The organism is Duganella sp. S19_KUP01_CR8 (assembly GCF_036688705.1).
In the GTDB taxonomy this organism is placed as follows: domain Bacteria; phylum Pseudomonadota; class Gammaproteobacteria; order Burkholderiales; family Burkholderiaceae_D; genus Rugamonas.
On sequence record NZ_JAQQPR010000016.1, the window covers coordinates 1 to 19,018 of the forward strand.

Below are 19,018 nucleotides of genomic sequence, written 5' to 3' on the forward strand. Positions count from 1 at the left end.
TTCATTACAGCCGATAAGTGTGAACGCTTGAAGAAGAGTGCTACTCTAGAAAGGAGGTGATCCAGCCGCACCTTCCGATACGGCTACCTTGTTACGACTTCACCCCAGTCACGAATCCTACCGTGGTAAGCGCCCTCCTTGCGGTTAAGCTACCTACTTCTGGTAAAACCCGCTCCCATGGTGTGACGGGCGGTGTGTACAAGACCCGGGAACGTATTCACCGCGACATGCTGATCCGCGATTACTAGCGATTCCAACTTCATGCAGTCGAGTTGCAGACTACAATCCGGACTACGATACACTTTCTGGGATTAGCTCCCCCTCGCGGGTTGGCGGCCCTCTGTATGTACCATTGTATGACGTGTGAAGCCCTACCCATAAGGGCCATGAGGACTTGACGTCATCCCCACCTTCCTCCGGTTTGTCACCGGCAGTCTCATTAGAGTGCTCTTTCGTAGCAACTAATGACAAGGGTTGCGCTCGTTGCGGGACTTAACCCAACATCTCACGACACGAGCTGACGACAGCCATGCAGCACCTGTGTACTGGTTCTCTTTCGAGCACTCCCCAATCTCTCGGGGATTCCAGCCATGTCAAGGGTAGGTAAGGTTTTTCGCGTTGCATCGAATTAATCCACATCATCCACCGCTTGTGCGGGTCCCCGTCAATTCCTTTGAGTTTTAATCTTGCGACCGTACTCCCCAGGCGGTCTACTTCACGCGTTAGCTGCGTTACCAAGTCAATTAAGACCCGACAACTAGTAGACATCGTTTAGGGCGTGGACTACCAGGGTATCTAATCCTGTTTGCTCCCCACGCTTTCGTGCATGAGCGTCAGTTTTGACCCAGGGGGCTGCCTTCGCCATCGGTGTTCCTCCACATATCTACGCATTTCACTGCTACACGTGGAATTCTACCCCCCTCTGCCAAACTCTAGCCTTGCAGTCTTCATCGCCATTCCCAGGTTGAGCCCGGGGATTTCACGACAAACTTACAAAACCGCCTGCGCACGCTTTACGCCCAGTAATTCCGATTAACGCTTGCACCCTACGTATTACCGCGGCTGCTGGCACGTAGTTAGCCGGTGCTTATTCTTCAGGTACCGTCATTAGCCCGCTGTATTAGAGCAGACCGTTTCTTCCCTGACAAAAGAGCTTTACAACCCGAAGGCCTTCTTCACTCACGCGGCATTGCTGGATCAGGCTTGCGCCCATTGTCCAAAATTCCCCACTGCTGCCTCCCGTAGGAGTCTGGACCGTGTCTCAGTTCCAGTGTGGCTGGTCGTCCTCTCAGACCAGCTACTGATCGATGCCTTGGTAGGCTTTTACCCTACCAACTAGCTAATCAGATATCGGCCGCTCCAGGAGCATGAGGTCTTGCGATCCCCCACTTTCATCCTTAGATCGTATGCGGTATTAGCGTAACTTTCGCTACGTTATCCCCCACTCCAGGGTACGTTCCGATATATTACTCACCCGTTCGCCACTCGCCGCCAGGTTGCCCCGCGCTGCCGTTCGACTTGCATGTGTAAGGCATGCCGCCAGCGTTCAATCTGAGCCAGGATCAAACTCTTCAGTTTAATCTCTGTTACTTTTGCTACTCTCGTAGCACCCTTATTGCTAAGGGGTCGCTCACTCAAAATACTGACAGGCCACTATTTTCATAGCGCCTATTTCATTACTTCTTGTGAACATTTGATATTTTAAGTTTCACGCTGCCTAAGCAGCGTGTGCACTTTCATCAAACGTCCACACTTATCGACTGTAAATTTTTAAAGAACTTATTCGGTACTGCTTGCTTGCTGCGGAGCGTTGTGTCCGTCAGCGAAGAAGAAAGAGTATGAAGCGTTTAGACCGTTTCGTCAACCCCTACTTTTTCCCGCTTCACTCAGCAACATGTGCTGTGTTCTGCGAGGGGGCGAACTATAGCAAAGCGCACATAAGATTAGCAAGACCTATTTTCTGCTCCCTGTCTCCCGCCGTCCAATCCTCGTTTCTTGCAGACTGTCGCAATAGCTTGGCGCTTGGCCACGCCAATAGGTACAGTTGCATCATCAAAAAATTAGTTACACTTGCTTCGTACACAAGAGTGAAAGTCTTACATGTTTCCTATGCCAAAAACGCAAGACACCCTGAAAACCGCCGGCGCCTGGTTGCACCGCGGCTTTGACACGACCGCCACCTGGGTCACTCAACTGTCGTGGTGGAAGTTCCTGGTCTTCGCGGTGTTGACACTGATTGCCGGCTCCATCCTGCAGGACGAGCTGTTCTCGTCCAGTCCGGAGGAAGAAGTCATCATCAAGAACGACAAGCATCCCAAACGCAAAAACGGTGACACCAATATCCTGATCGACGATAGCGGCATCCATTTCAACCCGCGCGGCAAGATCCGCAACAAGGATGCCGACAAAACCGATAAAAGCGACTCGTCCGATTCCAGCAGCGATGACAACAAGGGCGTTCCCGTTGCACCACCAGCCGAACCAGCACAGCCGGCAGAGCCAGCGCAGCCCGCCGAGCCGGCCGCCCCAGCCGGCAAAGCGGGCAAACCCGGCAAACCGTCCGCCGCATCCGTCCCCGCCCTCCCCACCCTGCCGGGCGAAGAAGTCCACATCGACCTGCCACCGCAAATCGGTGAAGAACTGTCGAACGCAATCGAAGAGGCCGTCGACGACGCCGCCGAGCAAAAAGTCACCCGCTACCACCGTCAAGCCTCGACCTGGTTCAAGAGCTTCGTCTCGCTGCTGGTGCTCGCGCTGTTCGGCACCAAGGCCCTGATGGGTGGCAAAAAACGCGCCGAAGCCGAAACCCTGACCGCCAACGCCGCCGTCGAACGCGAATCCATGCAGCGCCAGCTCAGCGAGGCGAAGATGCAGATGATGCAGGCTCAAGTGGAGCCGCACTTCCTGTTCAACACCCTGGCCTCGGTCGAGCACCTGATCGAAACCGACCCGCCGCGCGCCTCCGCCATGCAGCGCAGCCTGATTAAATACCTGCGCGCGGTGCTGCCGCAAATGCGCGACAACGCTCTGATCACCAACCTGGGCCGCGAGGCCGACATGGTGGTGGCCTACCTGAACCTGCTAAAAATGCGCATGGAAGAACGCCTGACCGTGGACTTCGACATCCCCGACGGCCTGCGCACCGCCGCTTTCCCGCCGATGATGCTGCAATCGATGGTGGAAAACGCCATCAAGCACGGCCTGGAGGCCAAACCAGAGGGCGGCACGCTGAAAGTGCGCGCCGACGTGGCCCACAACAAGCTGCGCGTGATCGTCACCGACGACGGCCTCGGCTTCGGCGCCGTGCCCAGCGATGGCACCGGCCTGGGCCTGATGACCATCCGCGAACGCCTGAAACTGCTGCATGGCGAACAAGGCCAGTTGCTGATCGCCGCCAACAGTCCAAGCGGCGTGATCGCCACGATCGAAGTCCCGTACCAGCTGTCTAAATAAGATCGATTGATTATTACGGCGATTCGTTGAATAATTAATTGTTTAAATAATTAACATTGCAGAACACACCCACATGCCTACAGCAATCATTGCCGACGACGAACGTTTGATGCGCGACCAACTGCGCATGCGCCTGGGCCAGGTCTGGCCCGAGCTGGAAATTATTGGCGAAGCCAAGAACGGCGACGAAGCGATCGAACTGGTCGACCAGCTCAAGCCGGACTTCACCTTCCTCGATATCCGCATGCCCGGAAAAACCGGCATGGAAGCCGCCTCAGTGATCGGCAACAAGAGCCACATCGTGTTCGTGACCGCCTACGACGCCTATGCGGTGGAAGCCTTCGAGCGCGGCGCGGTCGACTACGTGCTCAAACCGCCCGAGCAGGAGCGCCTGCAGATCACGGTCGACCGCCTCAAGACCCGCATGAGCAAACCGACCGCGGCTGCCGACGTCAACGCCAGCGTGACTGCGATGCTGTCGCAACTGGCGGAAAAGATCGCGACACCGAAACCAGCCTATCTGCAATGGATACAGGCCAGCATCGGCCAGGACCTGCGCATGATACCGGTCGAGGAAATCCTGTTCTTCCGCTCCGACGAAAAATACACCTGCGTGCAAACCGAACGCTACGAAGCGCTAATCCGCAAGCCGGTGCGCGACCTGGCCGAGGAGCTTGATCCCGCGCTGTTCTGGCAGATCCACCGCGCCACGCTGGTCAACGTCAACGCCATCGAAGGCGTGACGCGCGACATACGCGGCCGCCACCTGGTCATGATCAAGGGCAAGCCGGACAAGCTCGAAGTGAGCCGCAGCTTCCTGCACCTGTTCAAACAGATGTAATCCCGCCACAGACGCCAAGCGCGTCTGCGGCATATCAACCCCCTGCCCTGCGCTTGCTTTAGTGTTTACCCACGCGGCCCATCCCTGCCGCATGGGGAAACGCATGGCCCGTATCCGATCACTGCTCATGTTCAGCAGCGCCGTTGCGCTGGCCGGGCGCCTGTCCTGGCGCATGGGCTGGCAATGCGCGCGCGCGGCCACCGCGCACAAGCGCAGCCGTGGCATCATCCAGCATGCCAGCGACGCCATCATCTCCACCGACGAACGCCAGATCATCCTGCAAGCCAACCCCTCGGCCGCGACCATGTTCGGCACCACGGTGCAGGCCATGGAAGGCTCGCCCCTGCAGCAATTCATCCCGCGCGACCAGCGCTTGAGCAACGAGCCGGCCAGCACCCGCTACTTCGGCAACACCGGCATCCGCCTGCGCATGAAAGGCCGGCGCGCCAGCGACTATGCCGTGACCGGCTTGAAAGCCAGTGGCCAGCACTTTCCACTGGAAGGGTCGATCTCGTCGCTGGCGGAAAACGGCCACCGCATCTACACCATCATCCTGCGCGACATTACCGAACGCAAGCAGGTGCAGGAACAGCTGGAACAGTCATACTCCCAGCTGCGCGAACTGTCGGCCGCGCTGCAAACCATACGGGAGGAGGAACGCAAGCACATCGCCCGCGAGCTGCACGACGACCTCGGCCAGCTGCTGGCAACGCTGCGCGTGGACCTGGCGCTGCTGCAGCAACAGCACAGCAACGACGTGGCCGCGCGCAAGCTCCAGGCCGGCATGGACGAGCTGCTGATGTCGGCGATCACGTCGCTGCGGCGCATCGCCAGCAACCTGCGGCCGCGTGCGCTCGATGAGGGAGGCTTGTATTTCGCGCTGGAGAGCTTGCGCCAGGAATTCGTCTCGCGCTACGGCATCGCCTGCACGCTGGACGCGAATGAAGAAGATTTGATACTGGACGACGCCTACAGCACAGCCATCTTCCGCATTGCGCAGGAAGCGCTGACCAACATCACCCGCCACGCCGAAGCGCGCAAGGTCTTGCTGTCGCTGTACCGCACCGACGGTCTGCTGCAAGTCACCATCCATGACGACGGCCGCGGCATCGCCGAAAAGGACATGGACAAAGCTTCATCCTTCGGCCTGATCGGGATGCGCGAACGCGTCTGGGCACTGCATGGCGACATCTCCATCGTCAGCGACGGCGGCACCCGGATCATGATCCGGCTGCCGCTGCCGCCTCAGGAAAACGTCGCCTGATCCTGCTTAGAAGGCGTGACGGATGCCAACGTTGAAGGCCTTGTCGCCGCTACCAGCTTCGTTGTTGTTACCAACGGTGTAGCCGGCGCCGTTCTTGTTCTTGATCTTGGCGTAGGCAACATACATGCCGGTACGCTTCGACACCGAGTACAGGTAACCCAGCGCCCACTGGTCGGCGTCCTGGTTGTTGACGGTCTTGTCGTTCTTGCGGATGTACGAAGCCATGATGGTGCCGCTAGGAGCGACTGGCACTTGCACGCCGATCAGCAGGTCGTTGCTGTCCAGGCTGGCCTTAGGCGCCACGGCGTAGCCGAAGGCGTTAGCCGATGGCAGGGCCGCGCTGTTCACGCCCTTGTCCGCGCCGTAGGCGAAGTAGGCTTTGACAACCTGGAAATCGTAGTTGATCGCGAACAGGGTGTTGCGGCCGCTGTCCTGCAGCTTGGCCGGGGTGGCGCCGACCGCAGCGGTGTCGTTGTTGCGGTTGTTGTACACCAGGCGCGCGTTCAGCGGGCCGTTGGCGAAGTTCAGGCCGAAGCCGAACTGGCGGCCGGCGGTCGAGCTGCCAGCCTGCTCGCCCAGCGAGTACAGGCCGTCGGCGCTGAAGCCTTCCATCACCGGGGTCGAGTAGACCAGGGCGTTGCTGGTGCGGGTGTTCGCGCCGGCTGCCGGGAACAAGTTCTTGATGCTGCCTGCGTAACCGGCGCCGAATGGGTCGGCAACCTGGCTCATGGCGTTGTACAGCATGGTGTATTGGCGACCGATGGTCAAGGTGCCGGCTTCTTTGCTTTTCAGGCCGACAAACGACTGACGGTTGAACAGGGCGCTGTTGGCGTTGTCCAGCGCGCCGTCATCCACTTTCAGGCCGGTTTCCAGGGTGAAGATGGCCGACAGGCCGTTGCCCAGGTCTTCGGTGCCACGGAAGCCCAGACGCGACTGGCCGCCGATACCGCTGGTGACTTTGGTCACGCTGCCTGCCGCGCCGCCGCGCTCGCCGACCAGACCTGCGTCGACCAGGCCATAGATCGTGACATTCGATTGAGCTTGAGCTTGAGCTGCGAAACCGCCGATGATCATTGCTACCAGAGTAAGTTTTTTCACTTGATGTTCTCTACTGAAGGTTGGAAGAAGTAACTGCATGTAATCAATCTACGGGGCGAATCATGCCTATCAATTACTTCAACAATGTGACATCAACCATTTGTTGTAAATCAGCATCAGTATAAAAAAAGCCGCAAAACGCGGCTTTTAGTGAATTCCATTTATTTTAACCGGCAGCTGAGCAGGTAGTAGTACTCCAGCCGCTCGACACGAATCTGCCGCGCCGACGTCGCGAAACGCTTGCGCAGCGTGCTGTCGGTCAGGTAGTTCTTCATCACTTCGTAGCGCTGGCCATCGTCGGCGGTCAGGATCTGGAAAGTGTTGCCTTCCAGGTCGGTGCGGGCAAACACCATGCTATCGCCATCGACATAAGTCTCGTCCAGCAACACCAGCAGCACGTCCTTGCCCAGCTTGGCGCGCAGGGTCTTCAGGTATTTCTCCTGGTCTTCACGCTTGACGTGTCCCCACAGGCCGGCCGCGAACACCGCCGTGTACTTGCCTTCCAGGTCGTCCGGCAGGTTGAAGGCGTCCATCACGCCGAAGGTCACGACGTCCTCGTCCAGGCCGCGGGTTTCGGCCAGCGCGATCATTTCCGGCACCAGGTCGGTGGCGTGCACCGATTCCGCCACTTCGGCGATCAGGTCGGTCCAGTACGCGGTTCCGCAGGCCAGTTCCAGCACCTTGTGGTCCTGGAACAGCTCGGCGACCATTTCCTGCAAGTCATCCAGATCGTCGAAGCGCTCTTCCTGCGCGTAGACCTGGTCATAGTTATCGGCGTTGACGGCATAAAATTGTGCCAACTGGTTGGTAATCATGTCTTACTTTCTAATTTACAGTTCGTAGTGTTCTTTTGCACCGCTCATGGCCTGCTCGATCAATTTACGGTTGAGCGTAGGCGCCAGCAGTTCGATAAAGGTGTAGATATAGCTGCGCAGATAAGCCCCCTGCTTGACCGCCACCCGCGACACATTCATGCCGAACAGGTGGCCCACAGGAATGGCGCGCAGCGATTTGTCGCGCTCGGCGTCGAAGGCCATGCCCGCTATGATACCAATCCCCATGCCCAACTCCACATAAGTCTTGATCACGTCGGCGTCTATGGCTTCCAGCAACACGTCCAGCTTCAGCCCGCGCAGGGAGAAGGCATGGTCGATCTTGCTGCGGCCGGCAAAGGCGCCATCGTAAGTGATAATCGGGAAAGCGGCAATTTCTTCCAGCGTAATCTGCTTAGATTTAAGCAATGGATGGTCCGGCGCCACCACCACCACGTGTTCCCACTGATAACATGGCAAGGTTATCAAACCGGTCACACCGGCGATGGATTCGGTGGCGATCGCCAGGTCGGCCTGGTCGCGCTGGACCATTTCGGCGATCTGCTGCGGATTTCCTTGCAATAAAGACAAGCGCACCTTGGGGAACTTCAGCATGAAGGCCTGCACCACTTTCGGCAGCGTGTAGCGGGCCTGCGTGTGTGTGGTGGCGATGGTAAAACTGCCACTGTCCTGGGCCGCATATTCCTTGCCGATGCGCTTGAGGCTGTCAATTTCCTGCATAATTAACTCCACCGATTCCAGCACCAGCCGCCCTGGCTCGGTCAGGCCACGGATACGCTTGCCGTGCCGGGTGAAGATATCGACGCCCAACTCCTCCTCCAGCTCGATAATCGCCTTGGACACGCCCGGCTGCGACGTAAACAGCGCTTTGGCGGCATCGGTCAGGTTGTAGTTCTGGCGTACAGCTTCGCGCACGAAGCGCAGTTGGTGAAGGTTCATTGCGGGTCCAGGCTCATCATAAATTGAACGTCCATGCTTATACCCAATACGTATATAAGCAAATAAAGACTAAGTCGTATGGAATAAAGACGAAGTTTATTACTATTAGCGCTAGTTTGGGGGTTCTAGCAAGCGACTATCTAGGAAGAATATGTATCAATACGACCAATATGACCATCTCATCGTCCGCGAACGCATCGCCCAATACCGGGATCAAGTGCGCCGTCGCCTGTCCGATGAGCTGACCGAAGCCGAATTCCTGCCGCTGCGCCTGCAAAATGGCCTGTATATGCAGCGTCACGCCTACATGCTGCGCATCGCCGTGCCGTACGGCTTGCTGGCATCCAAGCAAATGCGCATGTTCGCGCACATCGCCCGCAAGTACGACCGCGGCTATGGCCACTTCACCACCCGCCAGAACATCCAGTTTAACTGGATCGAGCTGGAGCAGACCCCGGACATCCTGGCCGACCTGGCCTCGGTGGAGATGCACGCCATCCAGACCTCCGGCAACTGCATCCGCAACACCACCTCCGATCCTTATGCCGGCGTCGCCGCCGACGAGATCATCGATCCGCGTCCGTACGCCGAGGTGCTGCGCCAGTGGTCCACCTTCCACCCCGAATTCATCGCCCTGCCGCGCAAGTTCAAGGTCGCCATCAACGGCGCCGTCGAAGACCGCGCCGCCATCGCCGTGCATGACATCGGCCTGACCGTGGTGCGCAACGACGCCGGCGAGATCGGCTTCAAGTTCATGGCCGGCGGCGGCATGGGCCGCACCCCTATCCTGGGCAGCGTGATCCGCGACTTCCTGCCATGGCAGCACCTGCTGACCTACACCGAAGCCGTGATGCGCGTGTATAACCAGTACGGCCGCCGCGACAACAAGTACAAGGCCCGCATCAAGATCCTGCTGAAGGCCATCGGCGTCGAAGAGTTCACCCGCCAGGTCGAAGCCGAATGGGCCGACCTGAAAGACGGCCCGGAAACGCTGACCGTCGAAGAAATGCAGCGCGTGATCGACTACTTCCAGCCGCCGGCCTACAAGCAGCTGGACGACAGCGACGTGGTCGCGGCGCACGCCGGCAACAAGGCCTTCGCCAACTGGATCAACCGCAACGTCAAGCCGCACAAGCAGCCTGGCTACGCCGCCGTGGTGCTGTCGCTGAAGAAGACCGGCGTGCCGCCGGGCGACGCCACCGCCGAGCAGATCGACTTCATGGCCGACCTGTCGGACCGCTACAGCTTCGGCGAACTGCGCGTCACGCACGAGCAGAACATCGTGCTGGCCGACGTCGAGCAATCGCAGTTGTTCACGCTGTGGGAACAGGTCAAGGCCAAGGGCCTGGCGACGCCGAACATCGGCCTGCTGACCGACATGATCTGCTGCCCGGGCGGCGACTTCTGCTCGCTGGCCAACGCCAAGTCGCTGCCGATCGCCGCCGCCATCGCGGAGCGCTTCGACAACATCGACTTCCAGCACGACATCGGCGAGATCGAACTGAATATCTCGGGCTGCATCAACGCCTGCGGCCACCACCACGTCGGCAGCATCGGCGTGCTGGGCGTCGACAAGGACGGCAGCGAATGGTATCAGGTGTCGATCGGCGGCTCGCAGGGCAACAACGCCGCCATCGGCAAGATCATCGGACCATCGTTCTCCGCGCTGCAAATGCCGGAAGTGATAGGCCGCCTGCTGCAGGTGTATGTGCGCGATCGCTATGAAGACGAATCGTTCGCCGACTGTGCGCAGCGCCTGGGCATCGCGCCGTTCAAGGAATTTGTGTACGCCACGCCGATCGTCGAAGCCGGTCGCCTGGTAGGAGAGGATGAATATGTCTGACGTTAAGAACCTGATCATCAAAGGCCGTGAAGTGGTCGAAGATACGTGGCACGTGCTGCGCGCGCCGGAAGCGGCCGACGGCGGCGTGGCCCCTGAAGCCGACGCCATCGCCGCCCTGCCCGTCCCGGCGGGCAAGGTGATCGTGCCGGTCGCGGTCTGGAACGCCCAGCGCGAGTCGCTGCTGGCGCGCGCCGCCGCCGGCGAGATCGGCGTCTGGATCGCCAGCGACGAACGTCCGGAAGCGCTGAAGGACGACCTGTCCCAGTTCGCCCTGGTCGCCGTCGACTTCCCTAAATTCACCGATGGCCGCGGCTACTCGATCGCCTACAACCTGCGCACCCGCCTGGGCTGGACCGGCGAACTGCGCGCCATCGGCGACGTGCTGCGCGACCAGCTGTTCTCGATGCAGCGCGTCGGCTTCGACGCCTACGCCACGCGGCCTGACCGCAACATCCACGATGCGCTGAAAGGCCTGTCCGATTTCTCGGAGACCTACCAGGCATCGGTGGACCAGAAGGTGCCGCTGTTCCGCCGCCACGCCCGCAACGTCGGCGTCAACACCGGCGACGCCGGCTACGGCATCTGATCGGAGCAGCCATGAGTGACCTGAACAAGCTGATTACGGACACCAACGCCACGCTGGCGCGCATCGTCAAGGACCACAGCCCGGCGGTGTTCGCCTCCAGCCTGGCGGCCGAAGACATGGTGCTGACCGACTTGATCCTGAAAGGCAAGCTGGATATCGGCATCTTCTCGCTTGAAACCGGACGCCTGCATCCTGAAACGCTGGCCATGCTGGACCGCGTCAAGGAACGCTACGACGGCTACGAGATCGCGCTGTACAAGCCGCAGACCGAAGCGGTCGACGCCTACGTCGCGCAGAACGGCCTGAACGCCTTCTACGACAGCGTCGAGATGCGCCGCGAGTGCTGCCGCATCCGCAAGGTCGAGCCGCTGGGCCGCGCCCTGGCCGGCAACAAGGCTTGGGTCACCGGCCAGCGCCGCGCGCAGTCGGCCACCCGCACCTCGCTGATGGTGGAAGAAGACGATCCGGCTCACCTCATGACCAAGTTCAATCCACTGGCCGACTGGTCGGAGGCAGACATCTGGAACTACATCCGCGACAACGACGTGCCGTACAACGCGTTGCACGACCAGGGCTATCCATCGATCGGCTGCGCACCCTGCACGCGCGCCATCGAACCGGGTGAAGACGTCCGCGCCGGCCGCTGGTGGTGGGAGAATCCGGATTCGAAAGAGTGCGGCCTGCACATGGTCGACGGCAAACTGATACGCATTAAATCCGTGGCGGCTTGATAGGCAAGCGCCACACAAAAGAATAGGCATAGTCCATGAACGCTTTAGTTGAAAACCACGCCGCGCACGTGAATTCGCGCCACCTCGACGCTTTGGAATCGGAAGCGATCCACATCATGCGCGAAGTCGCGGCCGAATGCAGCAACCCTGCGCTGCTGTTCTCGGGCGGTAAAGACTCGGTGGTCTTGCTGCGCATCGCGGAGAAGGCTTTCCGCCCCGGCAAATTCCCGTTCCCGCTGGTGCACGTCGACACCGGCCATAACTTCGCCGAAGTGATCACCTTCCGCGACAAGCGCGTGGCCGAACTGGGCGAGCGCCTGATCGTCGGCTCGGTCGAAGAGTCGATCAAAAAAGGCACGGTGCGCCTGCGTAATCCGCTGACCGATTCGCGCAACGCCGCGCAGGCGGTCACGCTGCTGGAAACCATCGCCGAACACGGCTTCGACGCCTGCATCGGCGGCGCCCGCCGCGATGAAGAGAAGGCCCGCGCCAAGGAGCGCATCTTCTCCTTCCGCGACGAATTCGGCCAGTGGGATCCGAAATCGCAGCGCCCGGAACTGTGGGACCTGTATAACACCCGCGTCCATCCAGGTGAGAACATGCGTGTGTTCCCGATCTCGAACTGGACCGAGCTCGATGTGTGGATGTACATCGCCCGCGAAAAGCTGGAACTGCCGCCGATCTACTTCGCCCACGAACGCCAGGTCATTCCGCGCAACGGCCTGCTGGTGCCGCTGACCGACCTGACCCCGGCACGCGAAGGCGAAACCGTCGAAACGCAGGTGGTGCGCTTCCGCACCGTCGGCGACATCTCCTGCACCTGCCCGGTGTCGTCGGATGCGGCCACGGTGGAGCAGATCATCGCCGAAACCGCAGTCACGCAGATCACCGAACGCGGCGCCACCCGGATGGACGACCAGACCTCCGAGGCTTCGATGGAAAAACGTAAAAAAGCAGGATACTTCTGATGAACGCACTCACCGACAACCACGAACAAAAAACTGAACGCGGCCTGCTGCGCTTCATCACCGCCGGCTCCGTCGACGACGGCAAGTCCACCCTGATCGGCCGCCTGCTGTTCGACAGCAAAGGCATCTTCGCCGACCAGCTGGACGCCATGTCGCGCTCCAAGCACAAGCGCACCGTCGGCGACGCCGTCGACCTGTCGCTGCTGACCGACGGCCTGGAAGCCGAACGCGAACAAGGCATCACCATCGACGTGGCCTACCGCTACTTCGCCACGCCGAAGCGCAAGTTCATCATCGCCGACACGCCAGGCCACGAGCAGTACACCCGCAACATGGTGACCGGCGCTTCGACCGCCGATGCCGTCATCATCCTGATCGACGTCTCGAAGGTGAAGCTGCACGAAGACGGCGGCGTGGACCTGCTGATCCAGACCAAGCGCCACTCGACCATCGCCCACCTGCTGCAGATCGAGCACGTGGTGGTCGCCGTCAACAAGATGGACCTGGTGAACTACGACCAGGTGATCTACGACCGCATTGTCAAGGCCTACCGCGAGTTCGCCGAGACGCTGGGCCTGAAGGACATCACGCCGATCCCGCTGTCCGCCCTGACCGGCGACAACGTGGTTGCCGCCAGCGAAAAACTGAGCTGGTACAAGGGCCCGACGCTGATCGAGCTGCTGGAATCGCTGTCGGTGTACGACGAATCGCACAACGCGCCGTTCCGCTTCCCGGTACAGCTGGTGGCGCGCCACAACGGCCACGAAGCCAACGACTTCCGCGGCTACATGGGCCGCATCGAAGCCGGCAAGGTGTCGGTCGGCGACACGCTGGTGGTGCAGCCATCCGGCCAGACCGCGACCGTCAAGGACATCGTCACGCTGGAAGGTTCGCATCAATCGGCGGTGGTCGGTCAATCGATCACGCTGCTGCTGAACGAATACCTGGACATCTCGCGCGGTGACCTGCTGGCCGGCGCCAGCCAGCCAGCGACCCTGCTCAAGCAGTTGAAGGCGGACGTCTGCTGGATGTCCGACGAGCCGCTGGACCAGCGCCGCAAGTACTGGATCAAGCACGGCACCAAGCAGACCTCGGCCAAGATCACCGGCATTGAATCGCTGTTGGACATCAACACCCAGCAGCGCCACAGCGCCGAAGGCCTGAAGCTGAACGATATCGCCCGCATCGGCCTGACCGTGCAGCAGCCGCTGGCGGCCGACGCCTACGCCGACATCCGCGCCACCGGCGCCTTCATCCTGATCGACGAAGTCACGCACCAGACCGTCGCAGCGGGCATGATCCGTCTGGCTGAGTAACACCCATGTCGTTCCCGCGCAGGCGGGAACCCATGCTGAGTATGGATTCCCGCCTACGCGGGAATGACAAGCCAACAAAGGAATAGCCATGTCATCCCTTGGAAAAGTCTACCTGATCGGCGCCGGCCCCGGCGCCCAGGACCTGATCACCCTGCGCGGCGCGCGCCTGCTGGCGCAAGCCGACGTGGTGCTGCACGACGCCCTGGTGACCGAGGAGATGCTGGAGCTGTGCCCTCAGGCAGAGAAAATCCTGGTCGGAAAACGCTGCGGCCAGCTGTCGACCGCGCAGCAGTTCATCAACAAGCAGATGGTAGACAACGCCCACAAGTTCCCGCTGGTGGTGCGCCTCAAGGGCGGCGACCCGATGCTGTTCGGCCGCGCCGACGAGGAACTGCGCGCGCTGGAAGAAGCGGGCATCGAGGTGGAAATCGTCCCCGGCATCACCACCGCGCTGGCCGCGGCGGCGGCCAGCAAGCAGCCGCTGACCAAGCGCGGCGTGGCGCGCAGCGTCGCCTTCTTCACCTCCTCCACCGCGCCGGAACACGCAGAACACGACGCCATCCCCGACACCGACACCCTGGTGCAGTACATGGGCGGCCGCGAAGCCATCGCCACTGCGGAACGCCTGCTGGCGCAGGGCCGCCGTCCAGACACGCCGGTGGTCGTCATCGAAAATTGCAGCCGTCCGGACCAGCATATCCGCCGCCTGACCATCGCCTCGCTGGCGCAAGGCCTGGGCGCGGCCCACGGCCCGGTGCTGGTGATGCTGGGCGACGCGATGAAAACCCGCGCCCACCAGCTCAGCGACGAAGCACAACTCCCTTCAGCAGTACAGCAACTGAGCGCCTGATCCGTAATAGAATGTCCATTCATACCAAACGAGGTAGTAATGGACACTGTTCACGAAGTGCTGGAACGCGCATGGAAGGCCCACTCGGAAGGCGCCTTCGATAGCGCGCTCAATGACTACATCTGGCTGTTCGACGCCAGCGCCGCCGACGCGGAAACCGCGCCGCTGCGCCTGTCCTATGTGCTGAGCGCCTGGGCCAAGCTGGCAGAAGAACACCTGCCGGCGCGCCGCGCGCTGGTTGAGCTGCGCGAGCGCGACAGCCAGCGCCTGCTGGCCCAGGCCGACGGCGATGCCGCCGAGGCCCTGTTTAACGACATCCGTGCCATCAACGACAAGCTCAGCGACCTGCAAAACACCTACCATCTGTTCCAGCAGCTACCGGAAGCGCTGGCGCAGCAATGCGCCCGCTCGGCACTGCCGTCGATCATGGCCTGCGGCGACTACGCGCTGGCCAGCCGCCACCTGCCGCAGCCGATGCGGCACCTGGCGCAGGCGGCGGCCCTGCTCAACGAGCGGCGCGCCGGCTTTAACGTGCTGACCACCGCCGGCATGTCCGCCCTGCTGGCCGAGGTGTACAACTACATCAACGAACTGGCGCTGGTGCTGGACTTGCTGAGCGGCTGCGGCGATACTGCGGCAGCGGAAGCGGCGCGCGCCCAGGCCGTGACGCTGGTGCAGTCGCCGGAAGCGCGCGCCTGCGTCCAGGCGGAACTCGACGCCCCAGGCACGACGCTCGACGCCATGATCGAACTCGAAAACTCATCAGCGACCGAATAGTGAAAACGAACTACGCCCAGACCCTGCTCCTACTTGCCCTGCTGCCGGCCGCCGCCAGCGCTGCCGCCGCCATCCCGACCTACGATTTCAAGGTCGTCCACGCCTACCCGCACGACCCGCAAGCCTTCACCGAAGGCCTGCTGTACCGCGACGGCTTCCTGTACGAGAGTACAGGCCTGAATGGCAAATCGTCGATCCGCAAGGTGGAGCTGGAGACCGGCAAGGTCGTCAAGAGCAAGGACATCCCGCCGCAGTACTTCGGCGAAGGCCTGACGGTATGGAAGGACACGCTGGTCGGCCTGACCTGGCAGACGCAGACCGGCTTCGTATTCGACCTGGCCACCTTCGAGATGCGCAACCAGTTCGCCTATCCGGGCGAAGGCTGGGGCCTGACGCAGAACGGCAAGGAGTTGATCATGAGCGACGGCACGGCCACGCTGCGCTTCCTCGATCCCAAGACCTTCCTCGAAGTGCGCCGCGTGAAGGTGACGGCCGACGGCATCGCGGTCGATCAGGTCAACGAGCTGGAAGTGGTGGGCGACGAGATCTTCGCCAACCTGTGGCACACCAACACCATCGCCCGCATCGACCCGGCCAACGGCAAGATCACCGGCTGGATCGACCTGGGCAAGCTGTATCCCGGCGCCGGCAAAGGCCTCAACGGCGAGAACGTCATGAACGGCATCGCCTGGGACGCCGAGAAAAAGCGCCTGTTCGTCACCGGGAAATTGTGGCCCAAGCTGTACGAGATCAAGATCGTACCCAGGAAGTAAATGGCGCCGACCTGGCGCCGCCGCTTACGCCGGCAGCGAGGAGACGCAGTAGTCGGACAAGGCGTTGAGCACGGCGGCGTTCTCGCCGGCCGCTTCGACCACGTTGATGGTCGCCTGCGGATGATCGAGGCGCAATTGCTCGACCATCAGCGGCAGGTCGCGCAGCACATGGCCGCCCTGCCCCAGGAATACCGGCACCACGGTGATCCGGGTGATGCCGTCGGCGGTCAGCTCGGCCACCAGCTCCGGCAGGCGCGGCGTCATCAACTCAAGAAAGGCCAGCGACACGCGCACCTCAGGGGTGCGCGCCTGCGTCAGGTCGCGCAGCCGCTCGAACGGCGCCGCCCACGATGCGGCACGGGCGCCGTGCGCGAACAGGATCAGGGCTTGCTTGCTCATCTAGTGTCGCTCCACCCACCACAAGGCGCCCAGCGCCAGCAGCAGGAATAACAGGCTCGGGGCGATCGCCGTGACCACCGCCGGCCAGGTGCTCAGCAGCCCCAGATGCGAGAACAAGGTGTTCACCAACTGGAAGCTGACACCGATCATGATACCGACAAAAATCTTCAGACTCACGCCGCCGCTACGCGTGTGCAGGTAGCCGAACGGCAGCGCCAGCGCCATCAGCACGAAGATCGCCAACGGGTCGAACAGCTTCTTCCAGAAGGCGATCTTGAAGCGCTCGGTCTCCTGCTTGTTCTCCTGCAGGTGACGGGTGTAGACCGCCAGTTCGTTGGCCGACATGCGCTCCGGATCGGAGCCGGCCACCGACAGGATCTTCGGCGTCACTTCGGACAGCAGGTCCTTGGTGGCGCTGTGGCGGGTTTCGATCAGGCTGGTGTCCTGGGCGAAGTTGTTGGCCAGGTTGGCCTCGCTGCCCGGCTTGAGCAGCGCCGGATTGGTGAAGATATTTTCCGTCACATCCGACAGCTGCCAGTTGTTATTGCCCTTGAAGGTGCCGATCTTGGCCAGCGTGATCGAACGCAGGCGGAAGCTGGTGTCGAACTCGTACAGCTTGACGTCGACCAGCGTACCGTCCGGCTTCACCTGGCGCACGTTGAAGAAGCGCGAGCCGGTCACGGTGCCGCTCATGCCGTCCGACTTGACGATATCCTTGGTCCACAGGCCGGAGCGGAACTCCGACGAGATCGCGGCGCCGCGCGCGCTCAGCTTGATCTTCTCGGCCAGCGGCGCGGTGCGCGGCGCAATCAGCTCGCCGAAGATGAAGGTGACGATCACCAGCACGAAGCCGACCTTGGCCAGCATCCACGCCACCATCCCGGTCGACATGCTGGATGCGCGCATGATGGTGAATTCGGACGTCGCCGCAAACTGCGCCATCGTGTAGATGGTGCCGATCAGCGCCGCCAGCGGCATCACTTCATACACGTGGGCCGGCAGCTGCACCAGCACATACAGGAAGGCGTACTGGATGGCATAGCCGTTCTTGCCGACCGACGGCAGCTCGCCCGTCAGGTCCATGAAGGCTTGCAGGCCCAGGAAGGCGACCAGCACAAAGGCCACCGCCTGCAGGATCGAGACGGCGAAATAGCGTTGCAGGATTTTCATGGCGTGACAGCTTTCTTGCCGGCTGCGCGCGAGCGCTTCAGCGCCGCCAGCAATGCCAGCGGATGATAGCGATGGTTGAGGTTCAGGCGCCAGGCAAACAGCGCGAATACCAGCAGCATCGCGACGACGTGCAGCGGCCACCAGGACAGCGCGAACGACGACTTGCCCTGCTTGACGCTGGCCTCGACCAGCTTGACCACGTTGCTGTAGCTGAAGAAGATCAGCAGCGCGATGATCAGGTTGGCCGAACTGCCGGCGCGCGGATTGACAAAACCCAGCGGCACCGCCAGCAGGATCAGGATCAAACAGGTGGCCGGCGACGAGATGCGCCACAACAGCTCCGCGCGGCCGAAGGCCGTGGTGTCGGACAGCAGCGCCATGATAGGCTCGGCGTCGGTATTGCGCTCGGACTCCATGTCCTGGGTCTGGCTGGTCACGCGCATGCTGTAGCTTTCGAATTCCATGGTCTGGAAGTCCGACTGGCCCGGCGTGCCCTGGTAGCGGCGGCCGTTCTTCAGCACCAGATAGCGCTCGCCCTTGGCGCCGGTGTTGATCACGCCCTCGCGCGCGACGATGACGGCGGTGCCATGTTCGTCGACCGTGTTGACGAACACGTTCTGCACCACGGCCGTCTTGCCGGCCACGCCTTCGACGAAGAAGATGCGGTTGGCCGACGCCGATTCCTTGAACTGGCCCGGCGAGACCTTTTGCAGGTCTTCGCGTTTTTCGAAGCGCTCGACGTATTCCGAGCTTTTCTGCTTGGCCCACGGCGTGGCGACGAAACTCAGGGCGCCCGTCAGCAGCACCATCGGCAGGCCGAAGCTCAGTACCGGGACTATCCATCTGGTCAGGCTCAGGCCCGACGCGAACCACACCACCATCTCGGAATCGCGGTAGCTGCGCGTGACCACCATCAGCACTGAAATAAAGCTGGTGAGGATGAGGATAGTTGGCAGATAATTCAGCGTTGCGAATGCGATCAACGCGATGACGTCACTGGAGGCGACCTTGCCGCCTGCGGCCCGGCCCAACACGGCGATCAGGGTCCAGGTAACGCATATGCTGAACAGCACGGTGAAGGTGGCGCCGGCGGCACTTGCCATTTCACGTCGTAGGGCGCGTTGAAAGATCATTCGAAAGTTATAATTCGGTAGTTAAGGGCCTCACTGGGCCACAA

Annotated in this window: 17 protein-coding genes and 1 rRNA gene; 11 read left to right on the forward strand and 7 right to left on the reverse strand. The window is 61.2% G+C overall.

Annotated elements, in window-relative coordinates:
* Positions 1 to 49: 49 nt before the first annotated feature.
* Positions 50 to 1,578: ribosomal RNA gene (locus V6M89_RS16995) — 16S ribosomal RNA — on the reverse strand.
* 522 nt (positions 1,579 to 2,100) lie between these two features.
* Between V6M89_RS16995 and V6M89_RS17000 the strand changes: the two genes are divergently transcribed.
* From V6M89_RS17000 to V6M89_RS17010, 3 genes are all read left to right on the forward strand, one after another.
* Positions 2,101 to 3,453 (forward strand): sensor histidine kinase, encoded by a 1,353-nt coding sequence (locus V6M89_RS17000; RefSeq protein ID WP_332854273.1) that lies wholly within the window; start codon positions 2,101 to 2,103, stop codon positions 3,451 to 3,453.
* 73 nt (positions 3,454 to 3,526) lie between these two features.
* Positions 3,527 to 4,294, forward strand: coding sequence for a LytR/AlgR family response regulator transcription factor (locus V6M89_RS17005; RefSeq protein WP_217940530.1), 768 nt, complete (start codon positions 3,527 to 3,529; stop codon positions 4,292 to 4,294).
* Between the two features lie 103 nt (positions 4,295 to 4,397).
* Positions 4,398 to 5,558: a sensor histidine kinase gene (locus V6M89_RS17010; protein ID WP_332854274.1), complete on the forward strand. Its 1,161-nt coding sequence runs from the start codon at positions 4,398 to 4,400 to the stop codon at positions 5,556 to 5,558.
* Between the two features lie 6 nt (positions 5,559 to 5,564).
* Here V6M89_RS17010 and V6M89_RS17015 read toward each other — a convergent pair whose 3' ends face one another.
* The 3 genes from V6M89_RS17015 to V6M89_RS17025 all read right to left on the reverse strand — a co-directional run bounded on the left by V6M89_RS17015 (position 5,565) and on the right by V6M89_RS17025 (position 8,428).
* Positions 5,565 to 6,632, reverse strand: a complete 1,068-nt coding sequence (locus V6M89_RS17015) for a porin (RefSeq protein ID WP_332854393.1) — start codon at positions 6,630 to 6,632, stop codon at positions 5,565 to 5,567.
* 185 nt (positions 6,633 to 6,817) lie between these two features.
* Positions 6,818 to 7,471, reverse strand: a complete 654-nt coding sequence (locus V6M89_RS17020; RefSeq protein ID WP_332854275.1) for a class I SAM-dependent methyltransferase — start codon at positions 7,469 to 7,471, stop codon at positions 6,818 to 6,820.
* 15 nt (positions 7,472 to 7,486) lie between these two features.
* Complete coding sequence (locus V6M89_RS17025) at positions 7,487 to 8,428, reverse strand: CysB family HTH-type transcriptional regulator (protein WP_116993051.1); 942 nt, start codon at positions 8,426 to 8,428, stop codon at positions 7,487 to 7,489.
* Positions 8,429 to 8,579: 151 nt separating this feature from the next.
* Here V6M89_RS17025 and V6M89_RS17030 point away from each other — a divergent pair, with 151 nt between their 5' ends.
* From V6M89_RS17030 to V6M89_RS17065, 8 genes are all read left to right on the forward strand, one after another.
* Complete coding sequence (locus tag V6M89_RS17030) at positions 8,580 to 10,271, forward strand: nitrite/sulfite reductase (RefSeq protein ID WP_332854276.1); 1,692 nt, start codon at positions 8,580 to 8,582, stop codon at positions 10,269 to 10,271.
* Positions 10,264 to 10,857: a DUF934 domain-containing protein gene (locus V6M89_RS17035; protein ID WP_332854277.1), complete on the forward strand. Its 594-nt coding sequence runs from the start codon at positions 10,264 to 10,266 to the stop codon at positions 10,855 to 10,857. The genes V6M89_RS17030 and V6M89_RS17035 overlap by 8 nt, the downstream gene beginning before the upstream one ends.
* Before the next feature lie 11 nt (positions 10,858 to 10,868).
* A complete protein-coding gene (locus V6M89_RS17040; protein WP_332854278.1) occupies positions 10,869 to 11,588 on the forward strand; it encodes a phosphoadenylyl-sulfate reductase in 720 nt (239 codons plus the stop codon).
* A 35-nt stretch (positions 11,589 to 11,623) separates the two neighbouring features.
* Complete coding sequence (gene cysD / locus V6M89_RS17045; RefSeq protein WP_116993045.1) at positions 11,624 to 12,556, forward strand: sulfate adenylyltransferase subunit CysD; 933 nt, start codon at positions 11,624 to 11,626, stop codon at positions 12,554 to 12,556.
* A complete protein-coding gene (locus V6M89_RS17050) occupies positions 12,556 to 13,872 on the forward strand; it encodes a sulfate adenylyltransferase subunit 1 (protein WP_332854279.1) in 1,317 nt (438 codons plus the stop codon). The genes cysD and V6M89_RS17050 overlap by 1 nt, the downstream gene beginning before the upstream one ends.
* An 88-nt stretch (positions 13,873 to 13,960) precedes the next feature.
* On the forward strand, positions 13,961 to 14,722 hold the full coding sequence (cobA, locus tag V6M89_RS17055; RefSeq protein WP_332854280.1) for a uroporphyrinogen-III C-methyltransferase: 762 nt from the start codon (positions 13,961 to 13,963) through the stop codon (positions 14,720 to 14,722).
* 39 nt (positions 14,723 to 14,761) lie between these two features.
* On the forward strand, positions 14,762 to 15,499 hold the full coding sequence (locus V6M89_RS17060; RefSeq protein WP_332854281.1) for a hypothetical protein: 738 nt from the start codon (positions 14,762 to 14,764) through the stop codon (positions 15,497 to 15,499).
* On the forward strand, positions 15,499 to 16,272 hold the full coding sequence (locus tag V6M89_RS17065) for a glutaminyl-peptide cyclotransferase (RefSeq protein WP_332854282.1): 774 nt from the start codon (positions 15,499 to 15,501) through the stop codon (positions 16,270 to 16,272). Before V6M89_RS17060 ends, V6M89_RS17065 begins: the two co-directional genes overlap by 1 nt.
* A gap of 24 nt (positions 16,273 to 16,296) precedes the next feature.
* Here V6M89_RS17065 and V6M89_RS17070 read toward each other — a convergent pair whose 3' ends face one another.
* Genes V6M89_RS17070 through lptF form a run of 3 tightly spaced genes read right to left on the reverse strand, consistent with a single transcriptional unit; the run spans position 16,297 to position 18,974 of the window.
* On the reverse strand, positions 16,297 to 16,671 hold the full coding sequence (locus V6M89_RS17070) for a sirohydrochlorin chelatase (RefSeq protein ID WP_332854283.1): 375 nt from the start codon (positions 16,669 to 16,671) through the stop codon (positions 16,297 to 16,299).
* A complete protein-coding gene (gene lptG, locus V6M89_RS17075) occupies positions 16,672 to 17,841 on the reverse strand; it encodes an LPS export ABC transporter permease LptG (protein ID WP_332854284.1) in 1,170 nt (389 codons plus the stop codon). It abuts the gene before it with no gap.
* The gene (gene lptF / locus V6M89_RS17080; RefSeq protein ID WP_332854285.1) at positions 17,838 to 18,974 is read right to left on the reverse strand and encodes an LPS export ABC transporter permease LptF; all 1,137 of its coding nucleotides are present in this window, start codon (positions 18,972 to 18,974) and stop codon (positions 17,838 to 17,840) included. Before lptF ends, lptG begins: the two co-directional genes overlap by 4 nt.
* Positions 18,975 to 19,018 lie beyond the last annotated feature (44 nt).